9 protein-coding genes and 1 pseudogene are annotated in these 10,185 nt (G+C 68.3%); 5 read left to right on the top strand and 5 right to left on the bottom strand.

Annotated features, from left to right (window positions below):
- The coding region (locus VD972_RS29190; protein WP_324992037.1) for a hypothetical protein at window positions 1–311 on the top strand (311 nt) is incomplete at its 5' end.
- Window positions 312–330: 19 nt separating this feature from the next.
- Here VD972_RS29190 and VD972_RS29185 read toward each other — a convergent pair.
- Window positions 331–624, bottom strand: coding sequence for a YgaP-like transmembrane domain (locus tag VD972_RS29185; RefSeq protein WP_324992036.1), 294 nt, complete (start codon window positions 622–624; stop codon window positions 331–333).
- Window positions 625–834: 210 nt separating this feature from the next.
- Between VD972_RS29185 and VD972_RS29180 the strand changes: the two genes are divergently transcribed.
- The gene (locus VD972_RS29180) at window positions 835–1,128 is read left to right on the top strand and encodes a hypothetical protein (RefSeq protein ID WP_324992035.1); all 294 of its coding nucleotides are present in this window, start codon (window positions 835–837) and stop codon (window positions 1,126–1,128) included.
- Between the two features lie 13 nt (window positions 1,129–1,141).
- Here the strand turns inward: VD972_RS29180 and VD972_RS29175 are convergent, their stop codons facing one another.
- A complete protein-coding gene (locus VD972_RS29175) occupies window positions 1,142–2,104 on the bottom strand; it encodes an ornithine cyclodeaminase family protein (protein WP_324992034.1) in 963 nt (320 codons plus the stop codon).
- A 237-nt stretch (window positions 2,105–2,341) separates the two neighbouring features.
- Here VD972_RS29175 and VD972_RS29170 point away from each other — a divergent pair, with 237 nt between their 5' ends.
- The gene (locus tag VD972_RS29170; protein ID WP_324992033.1) at window positions 2,342–4,426 is read left to right on the top strand and encodes an ATP-binding protein; all 2,085 of its coding nucleotides are present in this window, start codon (window positions 2,342–2,344) and stop codon (window positions 4,424–4,426) included.
- 28 nt (window positions 4,427–4,454) lie between these two features.
- Here VD972_RS29170 and VD972_RS29165 read toward each other — a convergent pair whose 3' ends face one another.
- A complete protein-coding gene (locus VD972_RS29165; protein WP_324992032.1) occupies window positions 4,455–6,236 on the bottom strand; it encodes a Sapep family Mn(2+)-dependent dipeptidase in 1,782 nt (593 codons plus the stop codon).
- Window positions 6,237–6,323: 87 nt separating this feature from the next.
- Here VD972_RS29165 and msrA point away from each other — a divergent pair, with 87 nt between their 5' ends.
- Window positions 6,324–6,983 (top strand): peptide-methionine (S)-S-oxide reductase MsrA, encoded by a 660-nt coding sequence (gene msrA / locus VD972_RS29160; RefSeq protein ID WP_324992031.1) that lies wholly within the window; start codon window positions 6,324–6,326, stop codon window positions 6,981–6,983.
- Window positions 6,984–7,491: 508 nt separating this feature from the next.
- Here the strand turns inward: msrA and VD972_RS29155 are convergent.
- A pseudogene (locus VD972_RS29155) lies at window positions 7,492–8,408 on the bottom strand (DUF2381 family protein).
- A gap of 590 nt (window positions 8,409–8,998) precedes the next feature.
- Window positions 8,999–9,373: a DUF962 domain-containing protein gene (locus VD972_RS29150; RefSeq protein WP_324992038.1), complete on the bottom strand. Its 375-nt coding sequence runs from the start codon at window positions 9,371–9,373 to the stop codon at window positions 8,999–9,001.
- Between the two features lie 16 nt (window positions 9,374–9,389).
- Here VD972_RS29150 and VD972_RS29145 point away from each other — a divergent pair.
- Window positions 9,390–10,185: hypothetical protein (locus tag VD972_RS29145; protein WP_324992030.1), on the top strand; the 796-nt coding region annotated here is incomplete at its 3' end.

The raw sequence follows: 10,185 nt of genomic DNA, 5'->3' as shown, positions 1-10,185 counted from the left end.
GGGGGCGCTCGTTCCGGCCGGATCGGCGCGGGTGGCAGCACCACGTCTACTTCTACGAGCGGAACCTCGCGGACGCCAGCGCTCGGGCCGGCCTCACCCCGGTCAAGGCGGGCAAGGACATCTTCCGGAGCCGGCTCGCGCGCGGGCCTCGCGCCGCCTACGAGTATGCGCGGTATGCGTTCCTGCTGGGCTGGGTCCACGCCTGCCGGGTGACGCACCTGCGCCGGGAGCTGCAGCTCATCTGCGTCAAGCCGGGCGTAGCCCAGGCGCTGCCGCCGCCACAGGCTGAGCCCCGGGCCGCGGTGGGCTGAGCCCGGTGCTCGTGGGGCCTCAGTGCAGCAGCATGCGGGCGTGCGGGGAGAGCCGCTCGTAGCGCGTCCTGAACAGCGACAGCTCCGCCGGCTGCCCGAGATTCCGACGGATGTCCGCGCCCCGGATGGGATGGCCGAAGAGCGGCCCGAGCAGGCACAGATCCAGTGCTCCCGCCATGAGCGGCCCCAGCCCTGCCACCGCAACCACCGCGCCACGGGAAGAGCCCGCCGCGAGCCCTCCCAGGACCATGCCGGCCCCCGCCAGGATGCGGAGCCATCGTCCCGTCCGCGACGCCATGAAGCCTGCGAGCATGCGTCACCTCCAGGCGGAAGATGGGCACGCGCCCGAGCCACACCAGCGAGCTCCCGAAGTGAAACAGGTGCCTGGAAGGCTGCTCACCCTCCAGGCGTGCGTGGCCCGAGGGTGCGAGAGGCTCGAGCACCGCACTGGCTCCCCAGGGCACCCAAGGGCCAACTTTCCACCAGGGCCGAGGGGCCAAAGGCGGCCTGGGGAGCAGCGCGTATGTTCGAGCGATCGGAGATCCACAAAGGGATGACGGTGCGCAGCAATGACGGGCACAAGCTGGGGCGCATCGTGGAGATCCAAGGCGATGACCTCATCGTGGAGAAGGGCTGGCTGTGGCGGAAGGACTTCGCCGTGCGTCTGTCGGACGTGCGCGAGGTGGCGCATGGCGAGGTGCTGCTCAACCATGGCCCGGACAGCCTCTTCGCCGCGCCACGAGAGGTGCAACCTCCTTCACACACCCACGGCGGGCGGCCGCCGGTCTCGCATCCGTCCTCCCCTCAGGGGGGGTGAGGGAGACAGCACCTCAAGCGCTGAAGTCCACCCGGCGCATGTCCTCATCTCCCTGCGCCGCCTGGTAGACGTGCCAGGCGGCCGCCAGATCCTGGAAGGGCAGCCCCACCGTGCAGAAGAGGGTGACCTGCTCGGGTGAGGTCCGCCCCGTGCGCATCCCCGCGATGATCTCGCCCAGCTCCGCGTGGATGGAGGACTCGGTCAGCCCGGCGCTCCCACCCACGCCCCCGGACAGCGCCAGCCCCCGGTGATCACACACGAAGGTGGCGCGGGCGATCAGCTCCGGGGACAGCTCCACCTTGTCCTGCTCGTCCACGGCCAGCGCGGTGATGTGCATCCCCGGGCGGACGAGCTCCGGAGAGAGCGCGGCCTGTCCCCCCGCGCCCGACGCCACGACGATGTCGGCCGTCTCCACCGCCTCCGCCACCGAGTCCACCGCCCGGACGGGCAGCGACATCTCCTGGTACATGCGCGCGGCGAGCGCGGCGGCCCGCTCGAAGTCCGCGTCGTAGATGAAGGCCCGGGACAGCGTCCGCACCAGCCTCAGGAGCTTGAGCTGGAGCACGGCGCGATCGCCCGCACCGAGCAGGGCCACGCGACTCGCGTCCGGCCGGGCGAGCACCTCCGTCCCCACCGCTCCCACCACCCCCGTGCGCACCGCCGTCAGCTGCGTCGAGTCCATCACCGCGAGCAGCGCACCCGTGGCCAGATCATGGAGCTGCAGCACACTCTGGAGAGGGGGCACGCTCGAGGGGAAGCGGGCGCTCGCCTTGATCGAGTAGGCGGGTATCCCCGGGAGGCTGCCAGGAAAGAGCACCATGGTCGTACCTTGGGCATGCAGGGGGACGCGCGTCCGCTGGGGTGCCACCGTTCGCGCCAGCGCATCCACGCGGAACGCCTCGCGCATGTCCTCCAGCAAGGTGACGGCCTGCAGGTTTCGAGACACTTCGGAGCGGGACAGGAGAAGGGTGCTCATCTTCCACGCAACCTAGCCGAGCGCACGGGAAGTCCCCATCTCCTTGTCACAGCTGTGTCCGGGGTCCTCGGTTGTTGGAATAGGACGAAGCCACTGTCTCACCATTCAGGCGGGCAGGCATGGGAGGCATCCCACCAAGGGTCTCGGGGGTCTCAGCCATTCCGGCCCAGGGTCGCCTGCCCGGGAATACCAACGTGAGCGAGGGTGTCGCATCATGCTCAGAGTGGAGCCGAGCGGGTGCCAGAGGTCGTCCCGGAGGTCACGATGCTGGAGCAGGAACCACGTCCCCACGGTTGGGAGCCTACCCGGGACCCGGAGGAACCCCACCGGCTGGCGGCCTTCCTCCGCGCGCATCGGGAGCACCTCCTCGAAGACTGGAAGCGGTCCGCCCACGAGCTGCACTCCCGCCACGCGGGGTGCGAAACCCTCATGGAGCCCCTGCCCGCCCTGCTGGACGGCATCACCGAGGCGCTGGCGCACGAGACTCACGGCATTCCGCTGCAGCTCCCTGGCGTCCTCTCCGATGTGCACGCCCTGGCGCGGCTGAGCCAGGGCTTCGGCCTCCACGAGCTCACCCAGGAGTATGCGCTGCTGCGCAGCTGCATCTTCCGCCGCCTCCAGGCCTCCGCCATCCACCCCGCCCCGGGCACGCTGGGGCTGCTGGACGAGCTCATTGATCAGGCAGTGACACGCGCCGCGCAGAGCTACGCGCGCCTGAAGGAGCGCACGCTCAATGCCTTCGATGGCATGATGCAGGCAGCGCTGGGCAGCCCGGACGAGGACACGCTGCTCCAGCGGCTGCTCACCCTCTTGATGGAGTCCGCCCTGCGGGTGGACGCGGCCATCATCCTGCTGCGAGAGAATGGAACGCTGCGAGTCCGCGCGGCCATGGGGCTGGAGGCGGAGAAGCTCGTGGGCCTGCGGACGCGCGTGGGCGAGGGCTTCGCGGGCCAGGTCGCCGCCGAGCGCCGTCCGCTCGCGGTGCGCTCGGCCTCCACGGATCCGCTGCTGAAAGAGGAGGCGCTCGCCCACCTGGGCCTGCATGCGCTGTACGGCCTTCCGCTGATGGATGGAGAGCAGCTCTTCGGCGTGGCGTACATGGGCTCGCGGACGGCGTATGCCTTCTCCGAGGCGGACACCTTGCTGTTTCGCATCATGGCCAGCCGGGCCACCGCCCTCATCGTCCAGGCGCAGCTGCGCGCCCGCGAGCAGGCCGCGCGCGAGGAGGCGCAGCGCTCACTGGCCATGGTCGACACGCTGCTGGCCACCTCGCCCGTGGGCATCGCCTTCCTGGACCCGGAGCTGCGCTACCTGCGCATCAACCAGACCCTGGCCGGCATCAACAACCACCCCGCGGAGCAGCACCTGGGCCGCACCATCCATGAGATGATGCCTCCCTCGGTGCTCCCGCTCATCGAACCCCTCCTCCGCCGCGTGCTGGAGACGGGGAAGCCGTCCAGGAGCTTCGAGCTCACCATGCCGCCCGGGGTGGACCGGCTCCAGGGACGCACCTGGGTTACCAACTTCTACCCCGTGCGCACCCAGCCCGGGGAGATGCTGGGCGTCGGGTGCGTGGTGCTGGACATCACCGCGCACAAGCAGGCGGAGCAGGCGCTCGAGCGGGCTCTCTCCTTCCGGGAGCAGCTGCTGGCCGTGCTGGGACATGATCTGCGCAACCCGCTCGGTGCCATCAGCGCCTCCGCCTTCCTGCTCTCGCGCACGGAGGGGCTGGGCGAGCGCGAGCTCCAGGCCGTGGAGCGCATCCTCCGCAGCGGTTCGCGGATGGCGAAGCTGATCGACGACATCCTCGACTTCGCGCGCAGCCGACTGGGCGGGGGCATCCCCGTGACGCCTCAGCGCATGAACATGGGGGAGGTGTGCAGGACGGCGCTCGAGGAGCTGCAGGTGACGTTCCCCGAGCGCCAGATCCTCTTCGAGGTCCAGGGAGACACCTGGGGAGAGTGGGATCCGGATCGGGTGGCGCAGGTGCTGAGCAACCTGGTGTTCAACGCCCTCCAGCACGGGCGGGAGGACGCACCGGTGCGCACCACGCTGTCCGACGCAGGCACCCACGTGCTGCTGGAGGTCCACAACCAGGGCGTGCCCATCCCGGAGGAGCTGCTGCCGCGCATCTTCGATCCGTTCAAGCGCCGCCCGGAGGATCAGCGCCCTCACGAGGGCAAGAGCGGCGCGCGGAGCCTGGGGTTGGGGCTGCACATCGTCCAGCAGATTGCCCTGTCGCACCAGGGGCAGGTGGAGGTGCGCTCCAGCGCCCAGGAGGGCACGCGCTTCACGGTCCGCTGGCCCCGGCTGGCGCACTGAGCGGCGCGCGGCCCCGCGCACGCCGGGCTCACTTCGCGTTGGGCGAGAGCGCCAGGGCGTGGATGGCCTCCGCGATCATCTGGGTGCTGAGGCCCAGGTGCTCCAGGGAGATGGACTCGTCGGGCGCGTGGCCGGTGTAGGGCCCCAGCTCCTTCAGGGAGGGCCCGAAGTCCACCCCCCGCGGGAAGAGGCGAGCATAGGTGCCACCGCGGATGGAGATGGGGGCAATCTCTTCGCGGATGCCCCGGTGGCGCCGGTAGATGTCCACCAGCGTGGCGACGAGCGGGCCATTGACGTCCGCCATGTGCGGGTCACCCACGTAGCGCCCGGGTCCCTCGACGACCCGGCCATCCGTCTCCTGGGTGATGAGGGCGATGGCGTGGTCGAGCGCCTGGTGGAAGTCGTCGTTGCCCTCCTCGGAGCGGGGCCGGCGCAGGTTGATGCCGAGCGACACCTTCCCCTCTTTCACGCGCAGCACGGTGGGCGCGGCGATCATCGGCCCCATCAGTAGATCCTTCTCGGTGAACCCCAGGCGCTCGCCGTGGTGATCCCCGTCGAAGCGACGCCTCACCGTGCGGAGCATCGCCGTGAGGCCGTTGTCCGCCAGCGGCAGCTTCTCGGCAATGGCGGCCAGATCCCAGAGCGCGTTGCGCCCCTCCTCGGGGATGGAGGCGTGGACGGCCTGGCCCTGAGTGGAGAGGACGATGCGTGAGGTGCTCCCGCCGGCCCCTGCCGCGGGTACGGTCTTCACCTCGGCCTTGAGCCCGGGCCGCTCCTTGCGGAGGGCCTCCACGGCCGTCTTCACGACGGCCAGCCCCTGCTCCACGGACTTGCCGGCAAAGGGCGCCAGGCTCAGCGAGGCCGCCCCGGGCACCTGAGTGAGAAACTCCCCCGCGCTGGCGTCCACGGGCAGCAGCACGCTCCTGTCCGCCGCGTCCGCCGTGCCCAGAGGGGCCTCCAGGCTCACGGCAACGAAGCCAGACTGCGCCACCACCACGGGGTACGCCGAGTCCACGGAGATGATGTGCGTGGGGAGCTGCTCGGTGCGGGCATACTCCTGCATGCCCTCCCATGAGCTCTCCTCGTCGTTGCCGATGATGACGAGCACCTTGCCCTTCTGCGGCGAGAGCCCCATCTCCTGGGCCATCGCCAGAGAGACAAGCGCCGTGGCCAGGGGCCCCTTGTCGTCCATGACGCCGCGGCCGTAGAGCCGGCCGTTCACCACCTTGGGCTCGAAGGGCTTGTACTTCCACTCGTGAGGAGGGGCGGGGACGACGTCGCCGTGGAAGACGAGCCCCAGGTGGGGAGCACCCTCGCCCCAGGACAGCTCGAACACGTCGTTGCGGCCCGCCACCCGGAAGCCGAAGCCGCGCGCCTTCCCCCACTGCTGGAGGAACTTGCCCATGGCGATGATCTCCGGGTTCTTCGCTGGCGGCAGCTCGCCGTTCATCGTCTTGAAGCGCACGAGCTGCTGCGTCAGCCTCACCACGTCTTCGAGCCCGCACGCGCCCACGTACAGGGCATAGCGATCGGCGAGGGGTATGCCGGGGAGCGCCTCCTCGGAGAACTGGGCAGCGCGCCTTGCAGCTGGGAGCTTGCAGTTGGCCGGCTTGGGCTCGGGCTCCTTCTCCTCCTTGCCCTTCTGCGCCTTGATGCGCTGGACGGCGGCCTTCTGGGCTCTCTCGTAGAGGATCCGGGCCTGGCGCTCGAGCTCCCGGAGCTGCACCGGGGTGGGCCTGGGTGTGGACTGGGCGAGCGCCACCGTGGGGGCGAGCAGACAGCACATGAGACACAGCGAGCTGAGGCGCATGACGTCCTTACCCTACCTTACCCGGCACCAGGCGGGGGCTGCTCCAAGGAGGTGAAAACCGGCGGCGAGATGGCTAAACACCCAGGTATGTTCCTCCTCTCTCCCAAGAAGCTGAAGCTCCCCACGCCGGACGAGGCGCTGAAGGGCCGCTCCGAGCCGATGCCCATCCCCGACAAGCACTTCGTGCTGGGCACCCCGCTGAAGGAGCCCTTCCCCGCCGGCTTGCAGCAAGCGGTGTTCGGGCTGGGGTGCTTCTGGGGCGCGGAGAAGAAGTTCTGGCAGACGCCGGGCGTGTACAGCACGCAGGTGGGCTACGCGGCGGGGCTGACCCCCAACCCCACCTACCATGAGGTGTGCTCGGGGCAGACGGGCCACAACGAGGTGGTGCGTGTCGTGTTCGACCCGGCCAAGGTGAGCTACGACACGCTGCTGCGCGTCTTCTGGGAGAACCACGACCCGACGCAGGGCATGCGCCAGGGCAACGATATGGGCACGCAGTACCGCTCGGGCATCTACTGCTTCGACGAGGCCCAGAAGCACGCGGCCGAGCAGAGCCGGGACGCCTACCAGAAGGCCCTCAGCGCGGCGGGCTACGAGCCCATCACCACGGAGATCCTCCCGGCGCCGGCCTTCTACTACGCCGAGGACTACCACCAGCAGTACCTGGCGAAGAACCCGGACGGGTACTGTGGGCTGGGAGGCACGGGCGTCAGCTGCCCGGTGGGCGTGGGAGTCTCCAGCCGCTAGGCCGCTCACCGGAACGAGTCAACGACGAAGACCCCTGCGGTCGAGAATTCAAGGATGGCGGTTCCCGGCTTGGACTCCGGGCGCTTCTTCATTTGGCCGCGAGCAGCCCGGGCGACCGCGCAAATGGGGATCTTGGCCCTGTTCGGTGGATGTGCCTCGTAATACCGGATGGCCACCTGCGGCCCCCCAGCCCACACGCGCCCATAGAGCCGCGTGGCTGGAGGGAGCGGACCGAGGCGGGTGTTCAAGTCGCTTTCAATGGGGCCTTCATAGAGCGTAATCGGACTTTCGTCGGCTTGGTTCACGTCGAGTTCTACGCTCCCCCCGTCACCTACCCCCAGACCGAGTATCTGCATCGCCTGCAGAGCCTCCGCTGGGCACTCCTCAGGTCCGGGACTTCCATCGGGGCGTAGGGAGACGCCACCGGCAGTTGTGCAGCCTACAGAGGTGCCGAGCAGCAAGACCGAGCAGAGGCGGAGCACTTGAGTCGTGGTCATGGGTAGCGGATCTACTTTCGCACGCGCATCTCTTCCAGAGTGACGTAAGCCACCATCAGCCCGTCCGAACGGAACAGTTGGAGGACGAGTTTTTCGGCACCTCTCTTGAAGTCGAAGGCGCTCACGTCTGCTACAACCGCGATGGTGCCAGAAGAACCAGGGCCAATCTCCGCCCGATCCATGCGTATTGCAAACGGCCATTCCGCGCCTGTGGATTCGCTCAAGAGGCGTGCTTCCATGAGCTTCCAGGGCTTATCGGGCTCCTGGTTCTTGACGCGGAACACGAGCGCCGTCTTGCTTCCCTCTCTGCTGGTGAAATTACGAACTTCAAGCTGTATTCCTTCGCAAGGAAGTCTCCAGGTACGCTGGTGGATAAACGGCGTCATCTCGACTGCGCCGCTCACCAAGAGCGCGGCAAGGGAATGGTCGATTGAGATTTCCTCTTTGCGATAGCGCTCGTTCTCCTCGCGAAGAAGACGTTCCCTCCTTTGGGTATCGGTCAGGCGTGAACGAATTGCGTCTTGGGTTTCGCGGTCAGAAAATACGTTCACCTGCTGATCAACCCGCCCGCTCGCCCTCGCCGTCACGGTGAAGGGCCGCTCCGTCTTATCCGCGAGTGTGACCAGCAGCAGGAAACGGTCCTCTGGTGGGAGTTGCTGGCGCGGCACCAAGACTACGGACTTGCCGCCCGCCAGCAAGGGCTCGAACCACCCTTCCACCCAAGTAGCTTCGTCCGCGCCGGATCGACGTCCTGCTCGAAGCTGAGGATGGTGGCAATGCGCCCGCCGACGTAGATCCGAGGAGCGGCGTCTCGCGGGTCCTCCGAGAGGTAGAGATTCCGCACTCGGGGTTCGCGATCTTGGGCTACAGCAACGGAGGCCACGAGAGCGAGAAGCAGGACAGACCGGCGGAGAAGAAAGATTCGCATAGCTCGTCTAACCTACCAGGATGGGCAGCCGACGCACAACCTGAGAGGGTGTTGCGCAGGGGCAAGGATACAGGCGTCCTGCCCCTGCATCGTGCACTGAGCCGTTTGCAGAAGAGTCGAGCCAGGTCCCAGCAGGAGCGGACGGGATCGTCGCGCGCGGCTGGCGTCTCCCCTCTTCAGAATCCTGCGGCAGGGGCCACTGGCGCCACTGGCGTGCGTGACTGTTCGGAAATGTCGGGACTTTTCGTGCCCAAAACCCCCGACATTTCCGAACAGTTCCCCATGGGGAATGCTCCACCCGCCAGGCCTGAAAGTGGCTTTTTCTTTTGAGTGGGCCAGCGAATCGGTCCGGCCGACGGGGCTTCGTCGCACGGGGGCCGGCAACAGGTCGGGGCAGCCATCAGTGCACCTGGGTAGGGTTCCCGGCGGTCGGGTGCCTACCCCATGGGAAAGTGCCTATTCCAGCACGCTCATGGAGGATGACATCAGATCAGAAACGCGCACAGGCTGCGGGAGAAGTGCGCTCCTAATGCGGACCTCAGATCAGAAGCCCTTGGGAAACCTCTCAACCCGCAGTTCTCCCAGGGCCATCAGCGCGAGGGGGCCACCTGAACCGTGCTCCCGGGCCCCCTCGAACGAGCGGCCTCTGCGCGCTCCAGGTGGGGGCCAAGCTGGCCCACGGCCATCAGCGCCAGCATCCGGAAGTCGGAGATGAAGGACCAGAGTGGGTATTTGAAGGTGGCGGGCCGGTTCTTCTCGATGCCGAAGTGGCCGACCCAGGCCAGGCCATAGGCGGCGACGAGGGCCGCGGGGATCAGCGACGCCCGGCCCTGCATGATGGCGGTGACGGCAATCCCCAGGCCCAGCGACGTCCCAACGAAGTGCAGCCAGCGCGTGGCGGCTCGGGAGTGTTCACGGAGATAGAAAGGCCAGAACTCGGCATAGGTGCGGAGGCGGTCGGACATGGAATAGTTATCGCTCATGGCGGACTGGACTCCCAAGCCCAACCTTACGGTGGACCTCAAGCGCCTATCCCTCACCGCGGAGGAAGGCTTCGTCCTCTCGCGCCTGGACGGGCACACCTCCGCGAACCACCTCCCCGCCCTGACGGGATTTCCCCCAGAGCGCATCCAGGCCATCCTCGCGCGGCTCGTCGCGCAAGGCGCCCTCCACCCAGCCCAGGCAGCCCCGAGTGCACCGCCCCGGGCGGCGGCGCCTCCTGCTTCCCGGGCCACTGATGCCGTTCCTCCGGAGGTCCCCACACTCGAGGCCATGCCCGAAGAAGTCGAGGGCGGAACCTCCGTCCCGGAGCCGGCGGAAGGAGCCTCCCCAGAGCCCTCCGATTCCCAGGAGTCCGAGCCCCTCGACGACGAGCCCGAGGAGGCCCTGGGCAACTACCGCCAGCTCTTCGAGACTCGGCTCCATCCGCTCACCGAGGACGAGCGCAAGGCCCGCGCCCGGAGCGCGGAGGATCCGGAGCTGTCCGCCTTCTGCTTCGATCCGGTGCCCGCCGTCATCAAGTCTGTGATGGAGAACCCGCGCACGGGCTTGGCGCACGCGCGGCTCATTGTCCGCCACCACCGCAACCCCGTGGGACTGGAGGCGGTGTGCGCGCGCGCGGCCTTCGCGGTGGACGGCGGTGTGCGGCGCTGGCTGGTGCGCAACCCTCAGCTTCCCTCGGGCCTGTTCCGGCGCCTGTGGAGCGGCCGACGGCTGATGGAGCTGCACAAGGCAACGATCGACCGGGACATCCCCGAGGGCATTCGGCGCACTGCTC

This window comes from Hyalangium sp., assembly GCF_035629615.1.
GTDB lineage: Bacteria > Myxococcota > Myxococcia > Myxococcales > Myxococcaceae > Hyalangium.
Note: the sequence above shows the minus strand (reverse complement) of the source record. Positions and strands in the feature narration are given on the sequence as shown.